The sequence below is a fragment of the uncultured Tateyamaria sp. genome (assembly GCF_947494755.1).
Classification (GTDB): domain Bacteria; phylum Pseudomonadota; class Alphaproteobacteria; order Rhodobacterales; family Rhodobacteraceae; genus Tateyamaria.
In genome coordinates, this window is record NZ_CANLVZ010000011.1 from 42,899 (window position 1) to 66,719 (window position 23,821).

Below are 23,821 nucleotides of genomic sequence, written 5' to 3' on the forward strand. Positions count from 1 at the left end.
CTCCCTTGGTGCCTGAGCGCGCCAGCGCGCCCGGTGCCTGAAAAGTGCTAGCGTCCGGTCAATCAGAACCGGGCGCTGTCGAGATAGGCGCGGGTGTGCGCGGTGTCTTGCATGGTCTCGGATGTCGGATCGACGGGGTTCGCCTCGGCGGTACCAGCACCCGCAGCCAGTGCCACGGCGGCGGCAGGGGCGGACGTCCCGGCCAGTTTCAGAAAGTCGCGGCGGTTCTTGCCGGCGGCCTTTTCGGTTTGGGCTTTTGTCGTCATGGGATGTCTCCCTCCTTCGTGTTGTGGCGGGCGTCCCCACCGAATGTGTGACCGGCTCAGCCGGTCGTCATGCGAAACGCTTCGCGCTCAATATCCATGAATGCCCGGCCCACGCTGCCCACGCAGGCGTAAAAGACCGAGTTTTTGGCCGCCTCAAGGTCGGTAAAGAAATGTCCGGCCCAGGGGGCAATGTGCTTGTTAAAGAACAGTTTTTGATCATCAAGGCTGGCGGGGCCGCGGAAGCGACCTACGATCATGCCCGCCATCATCTCCATCAGGGACGCGATGTTGTCTTCGGGTTCGAACACGTTCTGGGCGCGGGTCATGCCCCGCGTTGCCATGTCGCTGCGCAAGTTTGCCAGCGGCTTTTCGTTCAGGAAGCCTGTGAGGTAGTAGCTGGCATAGGGCAGCAACTCGCCCCTACCGAGGCCCACAAAGAGCGCGTTGAATTCGCTGCTGACCTTGCGCGGTTTGCTGACGGCGGCGACGCGCGACAGGCCCGCAATCGCCTGACCCAAGGCGCTGTCATCACCCGAAAGCCCGGCGCATTGGTCAATCAGCAGTTGATCGGGGGGATGGGAGAGCAATAGCCCAAGAAAGTTGTAGAGGTCCGCCCGCAGGCGATCCTCGGCAGAGACGCGGATATCTTCGGCAGCGTTCACGCGGCATCCTCTACTGTGAATTTCATGCGGCGGGGGGCAGGGCTGGGGGGTGATGCGTCGTCTTCGGGCTCTGCATATGCGGTCTCGACCGGCGCATCGTCCTCGATCACGTCCGCAATGACCGGCGGCTCGTCCTCTTCCAATTCTTGTGGCGCGTCGCGCTCGGCGGCCTGCCGGGCCATTTCCTCGACATGTTTCAACATGCCCTTACCCACCTGATAGGCGGTCTGGATGTTTTCGACGGCCATGGCGCTGTCCGTGAAGTCCTCACCGTAGTCCACAAGCATATCGACGTTGGCGAGCACCGGGTTGGACCGCCACAACGCGCGCAAGGCACGGCGGCGGATATAATCGGGCACGGCCTTGGCCATGAAGGCGGTGAAGTCATCACCTTTCACAAGGGTGTCGGGGTCGGGCAGGTTCAGCGCGGCCAGCACCTCGGCCTCCTCCATCCCGTCAAACGCGGCTTGCTCTTTAGCCTGCGCTTCGGCAGCGCGGGCGGCATCTTCGGCTTGCGCTTCGGCAGCAACCCCGGCCCGGCGGCGGGCCCAGAAATCAGCGCGCGCGCTCAATGCACCCGCTCCTTGGATGTGGGTGCGCGGTACACATCCGCGACCTGGCGGATGCGCGCATCGCCGATCCCGTCCTCTTTGCGATCCACCCGGGTCTTGTCGCGGCGGCGTTTGACGAAAACCTCATCCTCGTGGTGCAGCTCGACAAAGTCCCGGATCCACGCGACCAGCCCCTCGGGCATCGGCACCTTTTCGACCAGTTCCTCGCCCGTGTCCGCATAGTCCTGCGCCTCGTAGGGCGAGGCGGTGGCCAGCACTACATCAAGCGGGCGGCTTTCGGTGCTGGGGCGCATCACGACGTAGATGGCGGGCACTTTGGCAGAGAGGCCGTGCAGATACGCTTCGGTATCGGTGCGGAACAATTCAAGCGGCAAAGTCGCAGCGTGATATTCGACGGTCTCGCCATCGCGGCGCAACTCCTTCCAGTCTGCCTTGGCCGCGCCGGGCAGGACGGCGACGGCCTTCCAGACATGCGCAACCCAACGGGTCACACCCGGCGATTGCCGGATGACGATGCCCAGAGGCATTGAAATGGATTTCTGACTGTCGCTTTGCACTGTAACTCCGGCTAGGGGCCGTTTGTCCCTCCACCTTAATCATCCTCGGCAATTCGCAAAGAAGTTTTTCTACGCGTGCGTTCTGGTGCATCTCCCGATGCTGCGGCGCGGCGTGCGGTTCCGTTCCTTTTTTGCATGTCGAGCGGCCAAAAGGGGTGAAATGGATGGCATACTCGGTTTTGGCAAAAATCCTTTCGCGGATGCAGCAATTGGACGCGCGCAGGCCAAAGCGCACAAAGGCGGTTTACCATGGTGCAGATTCGCGACTAGCGTGGCTGGCGCGTCGCCGGTTCGGGCGCTGCGACAGGGGGATCACGCCATGGCCAGACATCTGATATTGTGCGACTGTGCGGGCAGTCAAAATGTTGATGCAGATGCAATCGCAAACGGGTCGGACCTGAGCTGTTCCAAGGTTCACACCGCCCTGTGCACGGCCCAGATCTCCGCCGTCGAGGCGGCATTGGGGCAGGGCGGCGTGATGATCGCCTGCCAGCAGGAACGCCAGACCTTTGAGGAACTGGCTGCCGCTCTCAATGTCGACACCCCCAGCTTTGTTGATCTGCGTGACCGGGCCGGGTGGGGCACGGGCGACGTGGCCCCAAAGATGGCTGCGCTGGCCGCAGAGGCCGCATTGGTGCTGCCCATGGGCAAATCGGTCGATGTCGTGTCCGAAGGGACATGCCTGATCGTCGGCGGCGAGGCCGCGATTGCTGCGGCGGGTGAACTTTGCGATGTGCTGGCCGTCACCGTTCTTGTGCCCTCGGCCGATCTGATCCCCACGGACCGCCGGTTTGACTGTGTTGTCGGGCAGGTGCGTAACGTCTCAGGCGCGCTTGGCGGGTTCACGGTCAAACTGGACGCGTTTCAGCAGGTGATGCCGGGCGGGCGCGGAGCCTTTGATCTCAGCGCGCCGCAGGATGGTGCTGTGTCGGGCTGCGATGTCGTGCTTGATCTCAGCGGCACCACTGCGCTGGTGCCCGCGCCCCATAAACGCGAAGGATATTTGCGCGCGGACCCCACCCATCCGCCTTCGATAGCAGCGGCGGTGCTGGAGGCATCCCAACTGATCGGCACCTTTGAAAAGCCGCTTTATGTGCGGCTCGAGCCGACCCTGTGCGCCCACAGCCGCGCCGAACAAGCGGCCTGTTCCAACTGCCTGAACGTCTGCCCTACGGGCGCGATCACCTCGGCAGGTGAGCATGTGGCGATTGACCCGATGATCTGCGCGGGCTGCGGGTCCTGTTCGGCGGTGTGCCCCTCCGGGGCGATCAGCTATGACGCGCCCCCGGTCGAGACGGTGTTCAAACGGCTCACAACGCTGGCCGCGACCTACCGCAAAGCCGGTGGCACAAATGCGCGCCTTTTGGTGCATGACGCGGACCATGGGCGCGAGATGATCGCGCTTGGGGCGCGGTTCGGAAACGGTCTGCCGGGGCAGGTCATCCCGCTCGAGGTCGACGCGCTGTCGGGGTTTGGCCATGCGGAGATGCTGGCCGCGCTGGCCTGCGGGTTCGAACATGTGGATGTGCTGATGTCACCCAGGACAGAACTCGCTGTGATCGAAGCGCAGGCGGAACTGGCGATGGCAATGGCCGATGCCCAAGCGGTGCGGCTGCTGCATGTGAGCGACCCCGATGCCCTTTGCGCGACACTGGCCGAAGACGCGCCCGCGACCGTGGCCTGCGCGCCCGTCCTGCCGCTCGGATCACGCCGCCAAGTCGCGCGGCTGTCGGCCAAGGCGCTGCAGCCGAATGCCGAGGTCGTGGCACTGCCCGAGGGCGCGCCCTATGGGGCGGTGCTGGTGGACAAGGACGCCTGTACACTCTGCCTGTCCTGCGTATCGCTCTGCCCATCGGGCGCCCTGGGCGATAACGCTGACCTGCCGCAACTGCGCTTTCAGGAGGACGCCTGCCTCCAATGTGGGCTGTGCAGCACGATCTGCCCGGAACAGGCGATCACCTTGCAGCCGCAAATGGACCTCACCGACGCCGCCCTGCGACAGCAGGTCATCAACGAGGAAGAACCCTTCGCCTGCATCGAGTGCGGCAGCCTGTTCGGGTCCAAATCCACCATCGCCAAGATCACCGAAAAACTGGCGGGCAAGCACGCGATGTTTGCGACCTCGGACGCGGCCAAGATGATCCAGATGTGCGAGAACTGCCGGATCCAGGCGCAATACCATTCAGAAAACAACCCGTTTCAGGGCGGCGAGCGCCCGCGCGTGCGCACCTCAGACGACTATTTCGCCAAGCGCAAGGATCACTGAAGTTGGATCGGATCCCCGAGGTCGGCGGGCTCAATCGAGCCGACATAGGCGGTGATCGCCTCGATCTGCTCAACCGTGACCTCGATCGGCGCGATGGGAGAGGGCAGGTGTTCGGCAAAGGGTTCGGTCACGTCCTCGACTTGAGTAAAGGCGGGATGGGGTTTGAGCAGAAAGAACGTCTCGAACCGGGTCTGCCAGTCGGGAAAGGTGCGCATCAGCGCGAAGGAGGGGGAGGAGCCGATGGCGTTCATCCGATTCGTGTCGTTGACCACATGACAGCGCCCGCATTGCTTGAGGCTGACCGCTTCGCCGAGGGCCGCATCCCCGCTGAGCGTGACCTGATCCCGCACGATAACCGTGCCCACATCCGCGCTGAACACTGCGGTGCCGTCGGGTGCAAATGCCTCGATCGTGCGTGCGCCGACATCCGACAACAGCCAGTCGCGAAACGCATCCATATGCGGTCCGTCACCGGTGGCCAGATGCCAGATCATATCCCCTTGGGCAAAGATCGGCGTGCCCTCCGCCCCGATGTGCGCATCCCCATCCGCTTCGACCAGATTCACACGCACCCCGGTCTTGAGCGAAAAGCGCGGCAGCAGGTGTTTCAGAAACCCCGTCTCGATCAGTGCTGCGGGGGCGTGGAGGGTAAACGCCTTGTCCTGCGCGACCAGCGGCCCTGCCAGCAGAATGAACAGAAATGCCAGTGTCCTCGCCATCGCGTGCGCAGCCTTCGGATGTGTCTGGTTGCGATCCAGCCTAGGGGCGCTAGGGTACTTCCGTCAACAACTGCGACCAGCCAAAGGACGTCCCCATGAGCGATGATTTCAACATGTCGATGCGCAAATTCCTCAAACAGGTGGGGGTGACCTCGCAGCAGGCCATCGAAGCGGCCATGCGCGAGGCGGGCGAGACTAGTGGTAAGACCTTCGAGGCGAAGGTGGTGCTGACCGTCGATGGCCTCGACCTCGAACACGTCGTCACCGGCAAGATTGAAGGCGCATAGATGGCTCTGACCCGCGAAGATGTTCTGGTCTGCCTGAGAGAGGTCAAGGCCCCCTCGGGCGTTGATCTGGTCGAGGCGGGGCTGGTGCGCGCCCTCAATGTCGAGGACGGCGCGGTGCGTTTCGTGATGGAGGTCGATCAGCCCGATCCGTTCCTGCCCGCGAAAGCCGAGGCCGAGGAAAAGCTGACCGCTTTGGGGGCGGCCTCCGTCGCAATCGTGATGACCGCCCATGCCAAACCTGCAACACCTCCCGACCTTGGAACGGGCCGCAAATCCGAACCCAAGGGGCCGGAAAAGATCGCGGGCATCGACCGGATCATCGCCGTGGCCTCGGGCAAGGGCGGTGTGGGCAAATCAACCGTCACCGCCAATCTGGCCTGCGCGCTGGCCGCCGAAGGACGGCGCGTCGGCGTGCTCGACGCGGATGTCTATGGCCCCTCGCAGCCGCGGATGCTGGGCGTGTCGGGCCGCCCGCAAAGCCCCGATGGCAAGATCATCCTGCCCTTGCGCAATTACGGCGTGACGATGATGTCCATTGGCCTCATGACGAACGAGGATCAGGCGGTTGTCTGGCGTGGTCCGATGCTGATGGGCGCGCTGCAACAAATGCTCGGGCAGGTGCAGTGGGGCGCGCTGGATGTGCTGATCGTGGACCTGCCGCCGGGCACGGGCGATGTGCAGATGACACTGGCGCAAAAGGCGCATCTGGACGGGGCTGTGATCGTATCGACCCCGCAGGATGTGGCGCTGCTTGATGCGCGCAAGGGGATCGACATGTTCAACCAGATGGGTACGCCCGTCATCGGGATGATCGAGAACATGAGCACGCATATCTGTTCGAATTGCGGGCATGAGGAACATGTCTTTGGCCACGGCGGCGTGCGGGCCGAGGCTGAAAAGCTGGGGGTGCCTTTGCTGGCCGAAATTCCGCTGCATCTGGATATCCGGGTGGCCGCCGATGGCGGGGCACCGATCGTCGTCTCCAAACCCGAAAGCGCGCAGGCTCAGGCCTTCCGCGAAGTGGCCCGCGCGCTGATCGAGGCGGACAAAGCGTGACTGAACCGTCCTTTCCTCCGGTCTTTGACGGGTTGGCGGTGGAGGCGGGCGACGATCCGTTCGAGGTCGCGCGCGCCGAGGCGGTGCGGGGCTGTGATGCCGGACTGGTGACTTACGATCTCGGGGCGAACATGCTGAAAGCCGCCTTGGTATTCGCGCCCGAGGTGCCTTTGCAAGAGGCGGTGGTGATGTTGCCACTTTGCGGCGTTGGGTTTCAGAACGCTCTGGGTGCGCTCGCCCCGCCCGAGGTTGCGGTGCATCTGGACTGGCACGGTGGCATCCGGGTCAACGGGGCGGCCTGCGGTCGGCTGCGGATGGCCGCATCGACGCACGACCAACAGACGGAACCCGATTGGCTTGCGATCGGGCTTGAATTGTCGCTCTGGCCCGAAGATGACGACACCGGGTACACACCCGACCGGACCGCGCTTTATGCCGAAGGATGTGCCGAGGTGGACGCCGCACGCCTGCTTGAATCCTGGGTCAAACACACGCTTGTGGGGATCAACACGTGGCTTGAGCGGGGCCGCGCGCCTGTGCATTCGGAATGGACGGCCTTGGCCCATGGCATCGACAAACCGACCCGGATCAACGGCCACAGCGGCACATATCTGGGCGTGGACGAACATTTCGGGATGTTGTTGCGCGATGCAGACACCACGCACCTGATCCCGCTCACGCAGCTTTTGGAGGGCCCCTGACATGATGCTCGCACGCGCAATCCACTTTGACGAAAGCGACATGAACATCTTTCACAGCCCGGCGCGCACCGGGGAATGGTGCATCTCGGGGGGCTTTGAGTTCTCGAACTGGGGCGAGGCGGATCTGGCGGGCAAGGCGCGCCAGGCCTTCGCAAACGGCTGGCTTGGGGTCGAGACGTTCGGGCGGGTCACAGTCGTTGCGATCACCCAGATCGAACCGGTGGAAATCGAGGCGATTGTCACCGCGCTGGCCCAGCATTTTGTGGATGTTTACGGCGCACCCTCGCTGGAGGCGGCACAGGGCGTGGCGCGCGAAGAGGTCATGCAGATGGCCGAGATCTGCGGCGCCCAACCGCCCAACACGCTGCTGCTGGTCTCGCGCGAATTGACCGAAGCGGGGGTAAAGGAAAGCTACCGGCTGGTCGAACCGCGCGATGCGGACCTGGATCAGTTCGCGATCCACGGCTCACTGGATGATGACCCGCACTAGGCACTCATGTTGGCCCGAGAGACCGGCCGCTGCGTGCAAAACTGCGACACCCTTCGCTTTCATGCGCCTTCACCGCTGACCCACTGCGCGCCTTAGCGTGGCGCGCCGCGAGGGATCGCTGCCGCTTAATGCTTGTCAGGCGCGACATATGCGCAGTCCGGCGGAGCGCCGTGCCATCAGGTATAGTACGCCGCCATTGCAGCCTTCCGGATGTGAAAGATTGGACCGCTGTGAAAAATTACATCCGAGGGAAGGCGATGCGCAGGCCGCATTGTCCGCTCGCGCCGTTCAATTCATCGACACACCAACACCGAGCATGGCGCATGGCGGATAATTTGTGTGGCGTAGGACCCCAAGGTATGAATGCGCACGCCGGGCCGATGCGCATTGAGAAGCAAGAGATCGGTGCCGGTCTTTTCGGCAAGCAATAGCGCCTGTTCACCGACGTTGCCGCGCAAAACGTGTTCGGAGGCGACCATGTCCGCGTCCTGCGCGATCTCGCTCAACTCTTGATGGGCGCGCTTGGCGGCAGCTTTGATGCTGTCTTCGGAAACAAAGGGCTCGACATAGCTGTAATGGCCGTAGGGCATGACATATGCGACGTGCAGCTCGTCACCGGGGCGCTGTTGCACAACAGCCTCCCGGCAAAGCGCAACAGCGTTGTCGCGATGAGCGATGTCGACCAGCGCCAACAAGGTTCTTTTGGACATAGTCGTGCTCCTATTTGCTCAAGACTTCGGGCAACCACGTGGCCAAGCCGGGGAAAAACACGAGGATGATGATGAAGAAGCACATCACGCAGAACATCGGGAAGGAGGCTTTGGAGATGAAACCCATGTCTTTCCCTGTCATGCCCTGCAGCACGAACAGGTTGAACCCGATGGGCGGGGTAATCTGCGCCATCTCGACCACGATCATCAGATAGACACCGAACCACAGCATGTCGAAGCCCGCCGCTCTGACCATCGGCTCGATCACTGCCATCGTCAGAACGATCGAGGACAGCCCATCCAGAAAGCAGCCCAGGATGATGTAAAACAGTGTCAGGATCGCAATAAGTGCGATGGGCGACAGGTTCCACGCACCGATGGTTTCGGCCAGCGCACGTGGAATACCTGTAAAGCCCATCGCCAGGGAGAGAAAACCCGCACCCATCAGGATCAGCATGATCATGGCCGTTGTCCGGACCGATCCCATAATGCTTTCCGAAAAGCTGGCCCAGGTAAAGCTGCGCTGCACCATGGACAACAGGATCGACCCCAGAACGCCAAGCGCGGCTGCCTCGGTCGCTGTCGCGACGCCTGAGTAGATCGACCCGATGACCGCGCCGATCAGCAGCAGCACCGGAAGCAAATCCGCCATCCGCTTCAAGAAGGGTTCGGACCCGACGGCATCGAAAATCGGGTTGAATGTCTTGCGGTTGATAAGGGACCAGACGGCGATGTACGCCATGAAGAGCAAGGCCAGACACAGCCCCGGAATCATAGCGGCCATAAACAGCTTCGAGATGCTTTCGTTGACCGTCACACCGAAGATGATCATCGAAATGGACGGCGGGATCAGCAGGCCCAAGGTGCCGGCCCCCGACAAAGTGCCGATGATCATGCTTTCGGGGTATTTGCGCTCGCGCAGTTCAGGGATGGACATTTTGCCGACTGTCGCCACCGTCGCAGCAGATGACCCCGAGATCGCAGCGAACACCGCCGAGGCCCCGACATTGACGTGCAAGAGGCCGCCCGGCAGCCCGCGCAGCAGCGGGGCCAGGCCCTTGAACAGCGTTTCCGATAGTTTGGTTCGAAACAGGATCTCACCCATCCAGATGAACAGCGGCAGGGCCGTCAGCGTCCATGACGATTGTTCAGACCAGATCGTTACGGCCATTGCGTCGCCGATTGGCGTCGAGGTGAAAAGCCACATCCCCACGATGGCTGTGGTCAGAAGGGCAGCCCCAACCCAGACGCCCAGTCCCAGAAGGATAAAGAGGGTCGCGAGGAAGATTGTTACGGCAAATGCTTCGGTCATACTTCACTCGGCCCTTCATGTTCGCTGGTTTCAGGGTTGATCGCGTCATAGTCGAAGATGGCCTGAATCAGGCTGTGCAGAACCGAAACGGCAAGCAGGAATGCGCCAATGGCAACCGGCAGCTGCGGGATCCATATCAGGATCGCGTCGGCACCCTCGCTGCGTTCGCCAAAGTCCCAACTGTCATAGACCAGGCGGTACATATAGAAGGCGAGAAACGCCATGACGACGGACATGACCGCGAGACACAGGATTTCGATGATCCGGCGTTGGTGGCCGTGAAAATTCTGGATCAACAGGGCCACGCGGATGTGCCCTTGCGTGCGGAACGTATAGGCAAGGGCCAGGAAGGTACTGGTGGCCATGACGTAGCCCGCCACATCCGTAGCACCGCCAGCAAAGAAGCCGAACATGCGCGACGAAATGCTGTACAGAACGAGACAACAAAGCAAGACAAGCAAGGCCCCGGAAGCTGCCGCGCCGATCTTGTAAACCGTGTCGAGCGCGCTGGATATTCTGCGAAACATCTGTTTCCCCCCCATCCCAATCGAAACGGGCGGCCCTGAGAGCCGCCCGTTCATGGTCTTATTTGCCGTAGGCTTCGAGCACTGCGGCACCAGCATCGCCGGCACGTTCCAGCCAGGCGGCTTTCAGCTCTGCGCCAACCCGTTCGAATTCGGCCTGCATCTCGCGGTTGAGCTTCTCAACCTTCATGCCGTTGGCCTCGAATTGTTCGATATACCAGCTGTCCAGCTCTTCGGCCTTGGCCCAGCATTTGGCTTCGGCATCAGCCGCGGCGGCGGTCAAGGCGGCCTGATTATCTTCTGACAGCCGTCCCCACGCTTTGCCGTTCACGATGACCATGTTGCGCGGCAGCCATGCTTTGACGTCGTAATAGTGGCTGACATGCTCCCACAACTTGCGGTCATAACCCGTCGATCCCGACGAGATCATCGATTGCGCAACACCTGTTGCAAATGCCTGACTCAATTCGGCGGCCTCAATCTTGGTGGGCAACATGCCGAGACCTTCGGCCATCTTTGACGTGGTTGCGTTATAGGCGCGGAATTTCAGACCAGACAGGTCATCCAGCGAATTGGCTTCCTTGACCGAGTAGAACCCCTGTGGCGGCCAAGGGCAGGAATAGAGAAAGTGCAGGCGGCTTTCTTCGAGGGCCTCGATCAATGCGGGTTTGGATGCGTCATAAAGCTTCTTTGAGTCCGCAAAACCGGTGGCGAGGAACGGCACCGAGTCCACTTCAAACAGCGCATTGTCATTGCCCAAAGCCGAAATCAGGCGCTCGCCAATGGGGGCCAGGCCTTTGCGCACTGCACCAAATATCTCGGAACCACCAAACAGCGACCCGCCCGGATGGGTGACGACTTCAAGATCTCCACCAGTTGCTTCGGTCACGGCCGCAGCAAATTCCGCGGCAATCTCGGAATGATAGTTCGTCGCAGAATAGGCCAGCGCCATGTCCCATTTTTCCGCATGCGCCGACGTGGCGGCCAGCAGCAGGGCTACTGATCCGGCGAGTTTTGTGAAGGTGTTCATTGTCTACTCCCAGTTGACTATGTCTATTCTCCAGCTTTGAGGGAGGTGCTGTCGGATAAAGGGGCGCAATTTGCCGGTTTGTAAACTCCTTCCGGCATTTCGTCGGAAATTCCGTGCTGGATCGTGCAGCGGCGCGGGGCGCTGTCGATGCGTGTTCGCGACTCAGAGCCCAAATCTCGAAGGACTGAAGGGTTTGGGATCAATCGTCGGCATTTGATCGTTCATCAAAGACGCCAGCAAACTGGCGGTTCCCGCAGACGTGCTAAAGCCCACATGCTGATGACCCGTGGCAATCCACAGGCCGGGTACGGCGCGAACAGCGCCGATAACCGGCAAACTGTCGGGCAGGCTTGGCCTGTTTCCGACAATAACTTCATCGGCGCGCGGCGCGCCCAGAGACAATGCAGTACGCGCCATCCGCAACGGGGCGTTCATGCGTTGCCGGTTGGGGGCGATATCAAGCCGCGTCAACTCCGTGCCCGTCGATATCTGTATGCCCGCCGGACGCGCGGCGGCGACATAGCCGCCATCAACGTCAAAAATGGGCCGGTTCAGCGGCGCGGCACTGTCAAACACCTGCAAATACCCACGTTCAATTGCCATCGGCAGCGGGCACCCCAACTCGCGCAAGATGTCGTTGGACCAAGGCCCCAATGTCAGGACCACGTGGTCGAATGTCCCAAGGTCACCGGATGATCCGCCAAGCGCCAGGCTGCCTTGCGAGGTCGACACCCGCCCAATGTCGTTACGCACAAGTGTGATGCCCAATGACGTTGCAAGGGCGAGGTAAGCTGCAAACAGTGCTGACGGATCGGTATGCGCGCTTTGCGTGACATGGAGCACACCGGAAAAGTCCGGCTTTAGATGCGGCTCCAGTTCTGCGAGTTGGGATACCGGCAGGGCCTTCGCCTCGACATCGCGCGCAGCCAGCACCTGTTGTTGCGCGGCGGCACGTGCGGCGCCAGCTTCACCCCGATACAGCATCAGCCAACCGTTTTGCTCTAACCCGTCATAGCGACTGCGTGCGCACAACCGTTCGTGATCATGCCGTGATGCGGTGATCAAGGCAGTGAGTGCCGCAACGCTGCGATCTGATCGAACCGCGCGGCTGTTGTTGAGGAATAGCGCAGCCCACGGCAGCAGCGTCCAGCCCGCCGCCATATTCAAATGAAAACCGGGGTGGCGACCGGTCAACAACCGGGGAAGGTTCGCAAACAGGCCAGGGTTGTTCAGCGGGATCACCGAACTTGTTGCAAGCACCCCCGCATTCCACCGCGAGGTTTGCTGACCGGGTTCCCCTTTGTCGATCAACGTGACCTTGTGACCTTGATCGGCCAGCGCAATTGCGCAGCAAATACCGACAATTCCGGCACCAACAACCGCAGTGCGCGTCATGATCGGACGACCAGGCCACGCTGGTCTTCGCGCCCCATCGAGATCAAGATGGGGTCCGTGGACTGGCGGTCCATGAATGCAGCCTTGCTGGCCAAGCCGAGCCAATCGGCCCTGATCAGGGACTGCGCAATTGCGCCGCCCAGTGTTGCTCCGGGACCGGTGCATATGAAAACATCGGGCGCAAATGTTCGAGCGGCTGTGCGGATCGCGGCAGTGAAATCGTAGGTTTCAGTGACTTGATGCCCAAGCGTGTAGGCGCGCAACTCAGATGGCGTGTTGGCCTTTGGGTACCAGACCCCGCCACGACCATCGACCAGCGGAATCTGCGGACTGGCGAACACGTCCTCGCCCAGCACGGCCTGACCTTCAGCGGCCACCGGCGATTGCAGAGCGGTGTGAAATGCGGCGTGATTGGGCAGCCGCATCGGGAACCGGCCCTGCCGAGGGTCCACGGCGGCTTCAAAGGCGCTTAGTCCCGCCTCATCTCCTGCAACGACGATCATGCCGCCCAGATGGATCGAGACCGCGAGCGCATGGCCCGCCTGCGCGTTGATCTCTGCAATCAGCGACAACACACGGTCCCGCTCACCAGATATCTCTGCCCAGTCATCGTCTATGAACGGGTACAATGTCTGCCCGCCGATCAGGCGCTTGTGCATCAGGGTGCCCATCGTATTGACCACCTTCAGCCCGTCCAGAGGCGTTACAGCACCGGCAACAGCCAAAGCAATGTACCAGCCCATCGAATTGCCGGTCACGGCGACCACGTCATAGTCCTCTGAGATCGCCATCGCATCAAAGAGCGAAGACGCATAGATCAGCGGCGAGGCATGATCTCCACGGCTGTATTTTGCTGCCGAAAATCTGTCGGCCCCATCCAGAATGCTCAGAGCCTCTTGGTCCTGAGCCGTCCGATAGGCGTCAAATTGCGCCAAAAGATCGGATTGGTCCCCATGGTGACGGGTAAGGTATCCCAATTCCGTCTTGTTGTATGTTCCGCGACCCGGACAAATGACGACTGCCGTCTTTTTCATGATCCGTCTCCGCACAAAGCTTTGGCCGCAGCAACAATGCCGTCAACCGATGGCAAAGTGGCGGCATAGGCCGGGCCCGTCGCGATAAAACAATCCTCTGCCGTGACGCGGCTCACGTTCCGGTGTCCCGCTTCGGAGAACAGCGCCACAAGCGCCTCGGACTGGCTGCCTGTCCTGCGGCATTCATCAACGACAAGCGTTGCCGCGCAATCGCGGGTGTGTGCGATCAGCGTATCCTGTGGCATCGGGGCCAGCCAGCGCATGTCGATCACCCGGGTCTTTATGCCAGCGGCGTCAAGTACCTTGGCCGCTTGCGTCGACAGGTAACGACCGTTTCCGTATGTCACAATCGCAAGGTCCGTCCCGGTGCCCGCGACGCCAACCTCGCCGAGGGGGATCCGCCGTTGTGGTGCGGGATAGCTCGATAGCCAACCATTGTCACCGGCCTCGTGCAGATCGCGCGTTTGATACAGCGCAATCGGCTCGACAAAAACCACGACGCGCTGCTCTTCTCGCGCCAGTCGGACGGCTTCGCGCAGCATTGCGACCGCATCATCGCCGCGTGACGGACATGCGATGATGATCCCGGGAATGTCACGCAGCACGGCCAGCGAGTTATCGTTGTGGAAATGCCCGCCGAAGCCCTTTTGATACCCCAGCCCGGCGATGCGCAGCACCATCGGGTTGGTATATTGCCCGTTCGAGAAAAAGCTGAGCGTTGCGGCCTCGCCGCGCAACTGGTCCTCGGCGTTGTGAAGATAGGCCAGGAACTGTATCTCGGGGACCGGGACAAAGCCGTTTTGACCAAGCCCGATGGCCAGCCCCAGAATGGCTTGTTCATCCAGCAATGTGTCGATCACCCGGTCCGCACCGAACCGCGCCTGCAATTTTTGTGTCACGCCATAGACACCGCCTTTGCGTCCAATATCTTCGCCCGCCAACACGACTTCGGGATGATCCAGCATCAGATCGGTCAGTGCCCAACCGATGAGGCGGGCCATCGGTTGCGGTTCGGTCATGGCGCGCAGGTCGCTGCCCAGAAGGGCGGCCCGTGTCGAAGCCGATGGCCCATTGGTCGGCGCACAGTCCCGCACAGGGGGAACAAGGCTCGCCGACACGTCCAGCGCGGTCCTCAGTTTGGGACGCGTGACAACCTGATCCGCAATGCGACGGCACAACGCGCCAGTTTCTTCGTAAATCGACAGCGCCTCGGCGGGTTGGCAGGCACCGCTATCGCGCAGCAGTCGCACGGAGTGAAGTAACGGATCGTTGGCTTCATCCGCCTCGATCGCCTTCTTTGCGCGGTAGCTGATTTCAATGTCTGAACCCGCATGGCCATAAAGACGGACGGTGCGCACGTGGAAGAAAGCAGGTTTGCGTCGTATTCGCACATAGGCGGCGGCCTCTTGTGCAACGCGCAAGGTTTCATCCGCATTCAATCCATCGCAGGTGAAATATCGCAGCCCTGGGCGTTGCGCAAAGTTGGCGGCGATCCAACCTTGGGGCGTTGGCGTGGAAATCCCGATGCCGTTGTCCTCGCATACGAACAGCAGGGGCAATGGGACCGATTGGAAACTGGTCCAGCAGGCCGTGTTAATGGCCCCTTGTGCGGTCGAGTGATTGGCAGAGGCGTCTCCGAACGAACACATGACAATCGCATCACTCGGCATGCGCACATGCTCTGGCCGATTTCTCTTGGCCAGTCCGATGGAATAGGCCGCGCCTACGGCTTTCGGCAAATGGCTGGCAATGGTCGAAGTCTGAGGCGGTATGTTCAGTGCATCCGACCCAAGCACCTTGTGTCGCCCACCTGAAATCGGATCCTCGCAGGAGGCCGCAAAACTCAGCAAAATATCCCAAGCGGGCGTTTGACCCGGCACTTGACCCGCACGCGCAATTTGAAACGCGGCATCGCGGTAGTGCAGAAACGCCATATCACTGGGGCGAAGCGCCAGGGCAACCGCTGCCATGCCTTCGTGCCCACTGGAGCCGATTGTGTAAAAGCCCTGACCAGCCTTTTGCATATCACGGCTGGTGCGGTCCAATTGGCGCGAAAGGCACTGCGCCCGGAACAACTGTATCAACTGTTCTTGAGACGCGCTATGGGGCAGGGGCCCTGATGGCAGGTCGTTTTCGTTGAGACGGCGATGGAAGTTCTCGTGAACAATAGCTGCGCGATCCATGACAATTTCCTAAAAAAAGGCCTGAAGGTCCGTTTGCGCCCGACCAAGGATCAGGGCGTGCCCATCATGGGTGCCTTCACGGGTGTTCACCGTCTCAAGGTTCGTCCTATGCCGCATAACCTGGAATTCACCTGAAATACCGTTGCCCCCATGCATATCGCGCGCCATGCGCGCAATGTCCAAGGCTTTGCCGCAGTTGTTGCGCTTGATCAGGCTGATCATCCCGGGCGCGGCCTTCGCATCATCAAACAATCTGCCCACCTGCAACGCAGCATTAAGGCCAAGGGCGATCTGCGTCTGCATGTCCGCCAGCTTTTTCTGGAACAACCGGGTTTGCGCGAGCGGTCTGCCAAACTGCTTGCGATCAAGCCCGTATTGCCGGGCGGCATGCCAGCAGAATTCGGCGGCCCCCATGGCACCCCAGGCAAAGTCAGCAAGGTCGGAACGGTCTTTTGGCTTGAGTGCATCCAGCATTTCGCTATCCGTACATCCGTTGGTTTTCCCCTCCAGACTAGCGAGTTTCGGATGGGTGTAACTTGACGATATGCCGAGAATCGTGCCTTTCTCGGCAATATGACAGCAAGCGCCTCAAAATGGTTGAAGGACGAGCTTGATCGCAAGATCATTCGCGAGCTTCAACGCAATGCACGTGAATCGACGTCAAACATCGCAGCGCGGCTGGATGTCGCGCGGTCGACCGTCCACGAGCGTATTGCAAGGATGGAAAAAGACGGTGTGATCACCGGCTACTCGGTCGTGCTGAGCAGGAACCCAAGCACCGAAAACGTGCAGGTGATGGTTTTTATCGAGATAAAACAGCAGGAAACACGGAAAATACTGCAGAGGATATCGCAATATTCCGAAGTGCGTGTGTGCTTGTCCATCAATGGCGAGTTTGATCTGTTCGTCAGCGTAGAGGCCCCCCGGATCGAGGATTTGGACATCGTTATCGATGAGATCGGCATGATGCCCGGCGTTCTCCGCACAAAATCCTTTGTCGTTTTTGGCCGACGTTTTGACAGGCGATACAAGGAAACGGCGCAACGCATTACCGAACAAGTCCTGAATGACACGGCCTGATTGTCCGGTGACACGGCATTTTGCCCACATATTGCTGGTGTCTTGACGATCTGCCGGGTGACACAGTTTTCGGTTGGCATTTAGCTTGGGCCAAATGCCAGCCGGGCCGAGAACATATGCCAGTTCATGCCAGCCCCGACCACTTTCCAGGGGGACTGAGTCGAGACATCAAATTCGCGCGCGTGCGGGCGGGATGCGGGCAGTGCGGACAGCTGCCTATTTTCGACAAGGATCGAAATCGTCTCGGGTGCGTGTTGCAGCTTTTGCTGATGCGATCCTCGAACGGCAAGCAGCGTCGGCGCAGGATTTCGGCGCACAGGCCATCGACGCAGACGCCGTCCAGCAGGCAAGCGAACTGATCGCAAACGCCTCCGACATCTGATGCATCTTGTTGGAATGCGGAAACCTGCCGCCTTATGCAGCAGCCATTCGCGCGGCGACCGGGGTGCCGGTGCTCAGCATCCTGGATGCAGCGCGGATGATGTGGCTGGCTTCAGAACTCGAGCTTTTCAGAGTGCAGGGCCAACGGGTCGCGCCCGGTCCTTTTGAGCCACGAATAGACCGGCGGAACCCGTTCGGCGAGCGATTCAATAACGACATCGATGAAGCAGGGGCCATCGTGGACCAGAGCCGCGGCAAAGGCCTCTTCAAATTCTTCCAGCGTTTGTGCGCGCCAAGCCTTCAGGCCAAAGGATTCCGCGATGCGCGCGGCATTGGCTTGGGTGAAATCCACCGAATAGCAGTCATTAGCCCCTCGGCCCTGCATGCGATGCAATCCCTTAATCCAGCCAAAGCACCCGTTGTTGAATTGGATAAGTTTGGCTGGGCACTTGAGCCGTACCAGGGTTTCCAGCTCGCCTACGCTCATGTTGAACGAGCCATCCCCAAACAGCCCGATCGTGGTCTTGTCAGGCTCTGCTTTCCATGCGCCGACCACAGCCGGAATGGCATAGCCCAATCCCCCATAAGCGCGCGGGATGATGAACGTACTTTCGGTGTCACCCATGCGCAGGAACCGCGTCATATAAGGTGTCGGCGTGCCAGCATCAGACAGAATATTCACCGGATGGCGCAACAGTTTCGAGAATGCCCGCACAACCGGTTCCGGCCGCAGCGGCAATTCGACATCGTGGAATAACGGCTCTGCCCCTTGCCAGAATTCATCCCGATAGCCGTTCAACGTGTTGACCCATGTGTTGTCTTTGGCGGGTTTCTTTTCTGCGGCTGTGACCAGCGCCTCGAGGACCAGCCGCACATCGCCAGCCAGCGACAACGTGTTTTCGGTCATATTGGCCAGCACCTGCGGATCAATGTCGACCTGCGCCACTTTGCGGTCCGGGTTTTTCGATGGAAATGTCCATCCGATAGAGACAACCGATCCGACCTTGGAGCCGAGGTAGATCAGAAGGTCGGCCTCCTCGACAGCCATGTTCGCATGAGGATGATAGCCATTGTCGCCAATCACGCCGATGGCCAGCGGATGATCATCCGGCATCGTGCTTTGGCCGGTGATCGTCGTCACGACGGGCACATTCATGTGTTCAGCAAACCGCTGCAAAGCAGCGCGCGCACGCGACCGATTGGCTCCGCCTCCTGCGACCAGCAAGGGGCGCTCCGCCTGTTCGATCATGTCCAGCAACACATCCACTTTGCCGGGCTCCGACATGGTCGGATAGGCGGGAAAGACCTTGCATTCCTCCTCGGCGTGAAGAGAAAATTCGCCGTCGGGCACCTCAGCCTTGAGCATGTCCTCGGGGATGACCAGATGAACGGCACCCGGTTTGCCGGTGGTGGCAGTCCGGAAAGCGCGGCGGATGATTTCAGGGATTTTCTCGGGTGATTTGATCTGGATCGAGGCTTTGGTGACGGGTTCAAACAGCTTGACGCAATCAAGCTCGGTGATCACGCCACGCCCTTCGCCCGACAATGGCACATCGATCGTCAACAGGATCACAGGCACGGAGGACGCATGCGCCTCGGCCACAGGCGGCAGCGAATACATCGCACCGGCACCAGAGGGCGCTTCGAAGACGCCAACCTTGTTAGAGATCCGCGCATAGGCATCCGCCATATAGCCAGCGCTGCGTTCATCGCGGCACATCACGTGCTCGATCGTACCAGTGCGGCGTTGCAGGGCGGTATAAAGCGGAACATTCGTGTCGCCCGGAACACCAAACATGGTCTCCACACCATAGCGTTCCAGCATTTCAACAAGTATATCTGCACCTAGCATAACGGTCTCCTTTGCTGCTCAAGCTAGCTTGCACAAGCCGCCGAAACGCATCCGACGAAATGTCGGATTTCGACAGTTTGCTGGCAATTTACTGGGCCACACCGGGGATGCGGATTGGCAGTGTCTTGGAAAAGCACAGCAATCCCGGAGACCGACATGTCGTTTCAATCTATCCTTTCCGCCTGCGGGCTGACCTTTGATCAGGTGACGGGTGGCACGCTCAAAGTGACGACGCCGGTCGACGGATCGGTCATTGCCGAAGTGAAAACACACAGCCTGGCAGAGGCACAGGCCGCCATTTCCAAAGCCAAAGTGGCCTTTCAAGCGTGGCGGCAGGTCCCTGGTCCGCGCCGTGGCGAATTGGTGCGCATTCTGGGCGAAGAGTTGCGGGCCGAGAAAGAAAACCTTGGCAGGCTTGTGACTTTGGAATGTGGCAAGATCTATCAGGAAGGCCTGGGCGAGGTGCAGGAAATGATCGACATCTGCGATTTCGCAGTTGGTCTGTCGCGCCAGCTTTACGGCTTGACCATCGCCTCCGAACGCCCCGGTCACACGATGCGCGAAACATGGCACCCCGCCGGCACATGCGGCGTGATCACCGCGTTCAATTTTCCCGTGGCACCGTGGTGCTGGAACGCCGCTCTGTCCCTTGTGTGTGGCGATCCCGTGATCGCCAAACCATCCGAGAAAACGCCGCTCACGATGATGGCCGTTCAGGTCATCTGTGAGCGCGCGATGGCACGGTTCGGCACGGATGCCCCTGACGGTCTGGTCCAGTGCCTGATCGGCGCGCGCGAAATCGGCGAGGCGCTGACGGCCTCACCCGATGTCGCGATCATTTCGGCAACCGGGTCGGTGCCGATGGGCAAGGCGGTGGCGGCGGATATGTCCAAGCGTCTTGGCAAGACCATTCTGGAACTGGGCGGAAACAATGCGATGATCGTCGCCCCGTCCGCTGATCTGGAAATGGCGCTTCGGGCCATCGTCTTTTCCGCCGTCGGGACCGCCGGCCAGCGCTGTACGTCCCTGCGCCGTCTGATCGTGCACGAAGACGTTTATGACCAGTTGGTGCCCCGTCTGATTGCGGCTTACGAAACCCTGCCTATTGGCGATCCGCTTGATGCAGCAACATTGGTTGGTCCATTGATTGATACCGCTGCGATGATGGCCATGGAGGCTTCCCTGACACAAGCAAAGGCCGAGGGCGGCACGGTCCATGGCGGCGGTCAGGCCCAGCAAGACACCTATCCGGATGCGGCCTATGTAAAACCGGCGATTGTCGAAATGCCGGGCCAGTCAGCGATCATGCATCACGAAACCTTTGCGCCCATTCTCTATGCGGTGAAATACACCGACCTGGACGAGGCGATTTCCCTGCAGAACGACGTCCCGCAAGGCCTCTCATCCTGTATCTTCACGACCGACATCCGCGAGGCCGAGACGTTCCTGTCCGCGACAGGGTCGGACTGTGGCATCGCAAACGTCAACATCGGGCCATCGGGTGCCGAAATCGGCGGCGCGTTTGGTGGCGAAAAGGACACTGGCGGCGGTCGCGAAAGCGGCTCGGACGCGTGGAAGGCCTACATGCGACGCCAGACAAATACCGTGAACTATTCCCGCGAACTGCCGCTTGCCCAAGGCATCAAGTTCGACATCTGAAGGATCGGATGCACGTCAATGCTGTCCACAGGAAATATAAAGTCATGAAGAAAATTGCAGTTTTGGGTTTGGGAAAAGTCGGCGCGCTTGCCGCCGAGTTGTTGCACGAGTCCGGCTTCGATGTCACCGGAATCGACATGCAGCCATCCGCTGACGCAATGCCATTTGGCATAAAGGCGCTTAATCTCAACAACACCGGCCAAGTGGCGACGGAATTTGCGGCTCAGGATGCGGTGCTGTCCTGCTTGCCATTCACCCTCAACGCAGCGCTTGCGCAAATCGCGCATGACGCGGGTATCCACTACTTTGACCTGACCGAAGACGTGCCAACCACCAAGGCGATCATTGCCCTGAGCGAAACGTCGAAGGGGCTGATGGCCCCGCAATGCGGTCTTGCTCCGGGTTTTGTGGGCATCGTCGGAGCGGACCTGATCGCATCGCTGGATGACTGCCGCAGCTGCAAGATGCGCGTCGGAGCATTGCCGCAAAACCCGACCGGGCTGATGGGATATGCGTTCAACTGGTCGCCCGAAGGCGTGGTGAACGAGTATCTGAACGACTGCGAGGTGATCGAGAATGACGAGGTGAAATGGGTCTCGGCAATGGAATGGCTGGAAGACATCTACATCGACGGCGTTCGGCTTGAGGCGTTTACGACGTCGGGCGGGCTGGGGACCATGTGCGACACCTATCTGGGACGTGTCGCCAACATCGATTACAAAACGATGCGCTATCCGGGACATGCCGCACAAATGAACTTCTTCTTCCATGAGCTGCTGATGCGCGACCGTCGCAAAGAGGCTGGCGAAATTCTCGTCAACGCCAAGCCACCGGTTGAAGATGATGTCGTCTATGTTCACGTGGCTGCCGAAGGTACTGCGAATGGTCGGCTGCAACGGCGCGAATTTGTTCGTGGTTACAAGCCTTTGAACGTCGCAGGCAAGCAACGCACCGCGATTGCCTGGACGACGGCTGCATCGGTCGTCGCAACCATCGAAATGGTCCGTGACGGAACACTTCCCAACCAGGGTTTTCTCAAACAGGAAGAGATCCCTTTGCAAGATTTTCTGAAAACCCGCACCGGGAGCCTGTACGGCCAATGACCGAACAGATGTCCGTACCCAAGTTTACAAAAGCGGACCGCATCTCGGGCATGGCGCTTTCCCAGATTGTCCAGTTGTCCGAGGCGGCCAACCGCCGGCGCGCTGCGGGCCATGACGTGTTGTCCTTCGCAACGGGGGAGCCGGACTTTCCGACCCCACCGCATATCTGCGAGGCCGCTATCATTGCGATGAAAAAGGGCGACACCCGCTATACGCCAACCGCAGGCACGCCCGCATTGCGAGACGCCATTGCGCGCCATGCGCACGGCGATCACGGCCCTGAAAACGTCATTGTCAGCACCGGGGCAAAACAGGTCATCGCAAATGCCTTTGCCGCGACATTGAACCCGGGCGACGAAGTCATCATTCCCGCCCCGTACTGGTCGACCTATGTCGACACAGTCCAGCTGTTTGAGGGTGCCCCCGTCATCGTCAATTGCGATGCGTCTCAAGGGTTCAAGATCAGTCCTGCGCAGTTGGAAAATGCGATCACGCCCAGAACCAGATGGGTGATGCTGAATTCGCCATCAAACCCGACCGGTGCGGTTTACAGCTCCGATGAACTGGCCGCGCTCGAGACGGTCCTGTTGCGCCACCCGCACGTATGGCTGTTGTCGGACGAGATTTACGAACACATCTGCTATGTGCCCTTTGCCTCCTGCGCGACCGCAATGCTGGGACTGTCTGACCGCCTTCTGGTTGTGAACGGCGTTTCAAAGGCGCATTCGATGACCGGTTGGCGCATTGGCTGGGGTGTCGGGTCACCCGCTTTGATTGAGGCGATGACCACGGTGCAGGGCCAGATCACGTCCGGCGCGTCCTCAATCTCCCAAGCCGCTGCGTTGGCCGCGCTCGAGATGGCATCGGACCATGTCGATACGCGGCGCGCCACGTTTCGCGCCCGCCGGGATATCGTTATCGACAGATTGAACGCGGTGGACGGCATCACATGCCCAGAACCCGACGGTGCGTTCTATGTCTTTCCGTCCTGCGCCGCCTTGATCTCTGCCAATACGTCTCTCTCCGATGACGCGGATTTCTGCCGCCATGCGCTTGAGACCGAGGGCCTTGTTTTAGTCCCAGGGCGCGCCTTCGGGATGCCCGGGCATTTTCGGATGTCTTTCGCGTATGGGGAAACGGACTTGCTGAATGGCCTTGATCGGCTGAACGACGCGGCGCTTGCTGCGAAGTGAAGTGAGATCGACAATCGGCGCTCCAGTTTGGATAGCGGCGGCACCTGCGCACGTGACGGGGTGTTGCAAACCCATGGGCGAAACCGTCCCGAGCCGTGAAAGCCGAACGGGGCTAAGTTTACGCCTACGCTTTGGGCAATACCATCCAAAGAGAAACAGGGAAGGGGGAGCGATGACATGCCGGCCAGTCGCAACATGTTTTGTATCCCCTCCGAAAACGGCCCCGGATGGGTAGGAAGCGGGGTTAAATGACGCTCTGGCAGGATTGCTGAACCTGCGGTAAAGGTCAGCAATGGAAAGAAGATCGCAGAGCGTCTCGCCTTGGCACCTGTCCGTTGCGCCGATGATGGATTGCAAGGATTTCGATATGATTTCAATAGGTTGCAGGGCGTCGTTTGCAACTAATGTTCATGTTTGGATCGCGTGATTTTGTGTAGCGTCGCAGGAAATTCGGTCGGCAGGCATAGATTGGTCTCTCTGATGCTCTTGGGTGGTCGCCAGGGACGAGGACTTGAAGATGGCCGGCTTGCAGGGGTCGTATCTCCGGCTGAAGGCAGCCCTACGAAGTTGGCGGTATGCACATCCGCTTCGCGGACAAAGCATCATATCGGTTCACGGTTTCTAGCGGCTGCTTGTTGAACTTCGCAACTTTCGTAAGAAACGCATTGAGCGGGGAACGGACGTTGCCAGCGTGTGCGAGCCCATACTGCTCGACACGGGTGAGCGGACTATCAAGGCACCCCGTTAACTCGGGCTTGCCCTGCGCCACCACGTGGCGGCCGTGGCGCG

General features: G+C 60.3%; 23 protein-coding genes and 1 pseudogene. 10 read left to right on the forward strand and 14 right to left on the reverse strand.

The window, feature by feature from the left end; all coding sequences use genetic code 11:
• Window positions 1–62: 62 nt before the first annotated feature.
• The 4 genes from Q0908_RS14025 to Q0908_RS14040 are packed head-to-tail and all read right to left on the reverse strand — an operon-like array spanning window position 63 to window position 2,027.
• A complete protein-coding gene (locus Q0908_RS14025) occupies window positions 63–266 on the reverse strand; it encodes a twin-arginine translocation pathway signal protein (protein ID WP_299285585.1) in 204 nt (67 codons plus the stop codon).
• 56 nt (window positions 267–322) lie between these two features.
• A complete protein-coding gene (locus tag Q0908_RS14030) occupies window positions 323–928 on the reverse strand; it encodes a molecular chaperone (RefSeq protein ID WP_299285588.1) in 606 nt (201 codons plus the stop codon).
• The gene (locus Q0908_RS14035; protein ID WP_299285591.1) at window positions 925–1,500 is read right to left on the reverse strand and encodes a DUF3306 domain-containing protein; all 576 of its coding nucleotides are present in this window, start codon (window positions 1,498–1,500) and stop codon (window positions 925–927) included. Before Q0908_RS14035 ends, Q0908_RS14030 begins: the two co-directional genes overlap by 4 nt.
• Complete coding sequence (locus Q0908_RS14040; RefSeq protein ID WP_299285888.1) at window positions 1,497–2,027, reverse strand: DUF3305 domain-containing protein; 531 nt, start codon at window positions 2,025–2,027, stop codon at window positions 1,497–1,499. The genes Q0908_RS14035 and Q0908_RS14040 overlap by 4 nt, the downstream gene beginning before the upstream one ends.
• Before the next feature lie 349 nt (window positions 2,028–2,376).
• Between Q0908_RS14040 and Q0908_RS14045 the strand changes: the two genes are divergently transcribed.
• Window positions 2,377–4,323: a 4Fe-4S binding protein gene (locus tag Q0908_RS14045; protein WP_299285594.1), complete on the forward strand. Its 1,947-nt coding sequence runs from the start codon at window positions 2,377–2,379 to the stop codon at window positions 4,321–4,323.
• Here the strand turns inward: Q0908_RS14045 and Q0908_RS14050 are convergent.
• Window positions 4,317–5,042, reverse strand: coding sequence for a hypothetical protein (locus tag Q0908_RS14050; protein WP_299285597.1), 726 nt, complete (start codon window positions 5,040–5,042; stop codon window positions 4,317–4,319). The two genes, Q0908_RS14045 and Q0908_RS14050, sit on opposite strands and share 7 nt — an antisense overlap.
• A gap of 95 nt (window positions 5,043–5,137) precedes the next feature.
• Here Q0908_RS14050 and Q0908_RS14055 point away from each other — a divergent pair, with 95 nt between their 5' ends.
• Genes Q0908_RS14055 through Q0908_RS14070 form a run of 4 tightly spaced genes read left to right on the forward strand, consistent with a single transcriptional unit; the run spans window position 5,138 to window position 7,576 of the window.
• Window positions 5,138–5,329: a DUF6494 family protein gene (locus Q0908_RS14055; RefSeq protein WP_299285600.1), complete on the forward strand. Its 192-nt coding sequence runs from the start codon at window positions 5,138–5,140 to the stop codon at window positions 5,327–5,329.
• Entirely contained in the window at window positions 5,330–6,385 is a 1,056-nt protein-coding gene (locus tag Q0908_RS14060) for an Mrp/NBP35 family ATP-binding protein (protein ID WP_299285603.1), read from the forward strand.
• Window positions 6,382–7,086, forward strand: a complete 705-nt coding sequence (locus tag Q0908_RS14065; protein WP_299285606.1) for a biotin/lipoate--protein ligase family protein — start codon at window positions 6,382–6,384, stop codon at window positions 7,084–7,086. Before Q0908_RS14060 ends, Q0908_RS14065 begins: the two co-directional genes overlap by 4 nt.
• Window position 7,087: 1 nt before the next feature.
• The gene (locus tag Q0908_RS14070) at window positions 7,088–7,576 is read left to right on the forward strand and encodes a DUF6505 family protein (protein WP_299285609.1); all 489 of its coding nucleotides are present in this window, start codon (window positions 7,088–7,090) and stop codon (window positions 7,574–7,576) included.
• Window positions 7,577–7,869: 293 nt separating this feature from the next.
• On the opposite strand, the gene Q0908_RS14075 is transcribed toward Q0908_RS14070, so the two are convergent.
• The 8 genes and pseudogenes from Q0908_RS14075 to Q0908_RS14110 all read right to left on the reverse strand — a co-directional run.
• Window positions 7,870–8,268, reverse strand: coding sequence for a universal stress protein (locus tag Q0908_RS14075; protein ID WP_299285612.1), 399 nt, complete (start codon window positions 8,266–8,268; stop codon window positions 7,870–7,872).
• 28 nt (window positions 8,269–8,296) lie between these two features.
• Window positions 8,297–9,598 (reverse strand): TRAP transporter large permease subunit, encoded by a 1,302-nt coding sequence (locus tag Q0908_RS14080; protein WP_299285615.1) that lies wholly within the window; start codon window positions 9,596–9,598, stop codon window positions 8,297–8,299.
• Window positions 9,595–10,221, reverse strand: coding sequence for a TRAP transporter small permease (locus Q0908_RS14085; RefSeq protein ID WP_299285618.1), 627 nt, complete (start codon window positions 10,219–10,221; stop codon window positions 9,595–9,597). The genes Q0908_RS14080 and Q0908_RS14085 overlap by 4 nt, the downstream gene beginning before the upstream one ends.
• On the reverse strand, window positions 10,184–11,152 hold the full coding sequence (locus Q0908_RS14090) for a TRAP transporter substrate-binding protein (protein WP_299285622.1): 969 nt from the start codon (window positions 11,150–11,152) through the stop codon (window positions 10,184–10,186). The genes Q0908_RS14085 and Q0908_RS14090 overlap by 38 nt, the downstream gene beginning before the upstream one ends.
• Window positions 11,153–11,314: 162 nt before the next feature.
• Window positions 11,315–12,547: an FAD-binding oxidoreductase gene (locus Q0908_RS14095; RefSeq protein WP_299285623.1), complete on the reverse strand. Its 1,233-nt coding sequence runs from the start codon at window positions 12,545–12,547 to the stop codon at window positions 11,315–11,317.
• Window positions 12,544–13,581 carry an ACP S-malonyltransferase gene (locus tag Q0908_RS14100; RefSeq protein ID WP_299285626.1) on the reverse strand — a complete coding sequence of 346 codons (1,038 nt, stop codon included), beginning with the start codon at window positions 13,579–13,581 and terminating at the stop codon, window positions 12,544–12,546. Before Q0908_RS14100 ends, Q0908_RS14095 begins: the two co-directional genes overlap by 4 nt.
• Window positions 13,578–15,764: an alpha-ketoacid dehydrogenase subunit alpha/beta gene (locus Q0908_RS14105; protein WP_299285629.1), complete on the reverse strand. Its 2,187-nt coding sequence runs from the start codon at window positions 15,762–15,764 to the stop codon at window positions 13,578–13,580. Before Q0908_RS14105 ends, Q0908_RS14100 begins: the two co-directional genes overlap by 4 nt.
• Before the next feature lie 9 nt (window positions 15,765–15,773).
• Window positions 15,774–16,190, reverse strand: a pseudogene (locus Q0908_RS14110) (acyl-CoA dehydrogenase family protein); the annotation flags it as partial.
• Window positions 16,191–16,361: 171 nt separating this feature from the next.
• Between Q0908_RS14110 and Q0908_RS14115 the strand changes: the two are divergent.
• Entirely contained in the window at window positions 16,362–16,844 is a 483-nt protein-coding gene (locus Q0908_RS14115; RefSeq protein WP_299285632.1) for an Lrp/AsnC family transcriptional regulator, read from the forward strand.
• Between the two features lie 247 nt (window positions 16,845–17,091).
• A complete protein-coding gene (locus Q0908_RS14120) occupies window positions 17,092–17,226 on the forward strand; it encodes a hypothetical protein (RefSeq protein ID WP_299285635.1) in 135 nt (44 codons plus the stop codon).
• Window positions 17,227–17,337: 111 nt separating this feature from the next.
• Here the strand turns inward: Q0908_RS14120 and Q0908_RS14125 are convergent, their stop codons facing one another.
• Window positions 17,338–19,077 (reverse strand): thiamine pyrophosphate-binding protein, encoded by a 1,740-nt coding sequence (locus Q0908_RS14125; RefSeq protein WP_299285638.1) that lies wholly within the window; start codon window positions 19,075–19,077, stop codon window positions 17,338–17,340.
• 156 nt (window positions 19,078–19,233) lie between these two features.
• Between Q0908_RS14125 and Q0908_RS14130 the strand changes: the two genes are divergently transcribed.
• From Q0908_RS14130 to Q0908_RS14140, 3 genes are read left to right on the forward strand one after another with little or no spacing between them, the layout of a single operon-like run.
• Window positions 19,234–20,736, forward strand: coding sequence for an aldehyde dehydrogenase family protein (locus tag Q0908_RS14130; protein WP_299285641.1), 1,503 nt, complete (start codon window positions 19,234–19,236; stop codon window positions 20,734–20,736).
• Window positions 20,649–21,839 (forward strand): saccharopine dehydrogenase C-terminal domain-containing protein, encoded by a 1,191-nt coding sequence (locus Q0908_RS14135; protein WP_299285644.1) that lies wholly within the window; start codon window positions 20,649–20,651, stop codon window positions 21,837–21,839. Before Q0908_RS14130 ends, Q0908_RS14135 begins: the two co-directional genes overlap by 88 nt.
• Before the next feature lie 8 nt (window positions 21,840–21,847).
• Window positions 21,848–23,032, forward strand: coding sequence for a pyridoxal phosphate-dependent aminotransferase (locus tag Q0908_RS14140; protein ID WP_299285647.1), 1,185 nt, complete (start codon window positions 21,848–21,850; stop codon window positions 23,030–23,032).
• The last annotated feature ends 789 nt before the right edge of the window (window positions 23,033–23,821 follow it).